1 protein-coding gene and 1 other annotated feature are annotated in these 1,339 nt (G+C 60.3%); the gene reads left to right on the forward strand.

Going from position 1 to position 1,339, the window contains the following annotated elements:
* Positions 1–59 precede the first annotated feature (59 nt).
* A protein-coding gene (locus AWB81_RS43010; RefSeq protein ID WP_374730558.1) for an IS3 family transposase occupies positions 60–1,300 on the forward strand; the annotation gives its coding sequence in 2 pieces (ribosomal slippage) (positions 60–372 and positions 372–1,300; 1,242 coding nt in all).
* Positions 362–478 (forward strand) — a sequence feature (AL1L pseudoknot). (Overlaps the previous gene by 117 nt.)
* Positions 1,301–1,339 lie beyond the last annotated feature (39 nt).

Raw genomic sequence — 1,339 nt, forward strand, 5'->3', positions numbered from 1 at the left:
TGAAGCGCCCCGGAAATGTAGGAGACTTTGGATCTTGGCTGTAACGGGAGATTTGAAGAATGGAAAACGCAAGCAAAGTAAAGAAGCCGACGGGGGCGAGATATTCCGATGAGGTTCGGGAGCGTGCGGTCCGGATGGTCTTGGAGCACCAGCACGAATACGAGACGCAGGGCGCGGCGATGCGTTCGATTGCCTCGAAGATGGGCATGTCGCGTGAGACGCTGCGCAATTGGGTTAATCAAGCCGAGCGCGATCGCGGGCAGCGGGCGGGCTCAACGACGACGGACCTGGCGCGGCTCAAGGAGCTGGAGCGTGAGAATCGGGAATTGCGCACGGCCAACGAGATTTTGCGCAAGGCGTCCGCGTATTTCGCGCAGGCGGAGCTCGACCGCCGACCAAAGTCATGATCACGTTTATCGACGATCACCGTGCGCTTTACGGGGTCGAGTCGATCTGCCGGTTGCTGCCGATCGCCCCGTCGACATACTATCGGCATACGGTTCGCCGCCACGACCCGCAGCAACGGTCGACACGAGCGCGCCGCGACGCTGTATTGAAGACCCAGATTAGACAGATCTGGGAGGACAATTTCGCCGTGTATGGGGTACGCAAGGTGTGGCGACAACTGTTGCGTGACGGGGTGAAGGTTGCGCGCTGCACGGTCGAGCGCCTGATGAAAGCGATGGGCCTCCAGGGTGTGCGGCGCGGCCGCGTGATCAGAACCACTCGGCGAGATGATGCGGTGCCGTGCCCATCGGACTTGGTCAAGCGGCAGTTCCGGGCCGACCAACCTGATGCGCTGTGGGTCGCGGATTTTACGTACTGTTCGACGTGGTCAGGCTTCGTGTACGTAGCGTTCGTGACCGATGTGTTTGCACGGCGCATCGTGGGATGGCGCGTATCGACCTCGATGCGCACAGACTTCGTACTCGATGCGTTAAATCAGGCGCTGCACGAACGCCAACCGGGCGAGGGTCTCATACATCACTCGGACCACGGGTCGCAATATCTTTGCATTCGCTATACAGACCGCTTGCTGGGTGCAGGTGTGCAACCATCAGCGGGCAGCGTCGGTGATTCGTACGACAACGCATTGGCCGAAACCATCAACGGTTTATACAAAGCGGAGGTCATCCATCGGCGCTCATGGCCTGACTTGCAGGCCGTTGAGCTGGCGACACTCGAATGGGTCCATTGGTATAACCATCGCCGGCTGCTCGGCCCACTCGGCTATGTGTCGCCTGCTGAAGCAGAGGAAGCTTACAATCGGAAACAGGCGTTGGCCGCACGCGCGGCGTAACGCCAAACTCGCCGGTCTCCGACAAACCCGGGGCGCTTC

The organism is Caballeronia arationis, assembly GCF_001544975.2.
Taxonomy (GTDB): Bacteria; Pseudomonadota; Gammaproteobacteria; order Burkholderiales; family Burkholderiaceae; genus Caballeronia; species Caballeronia arationis.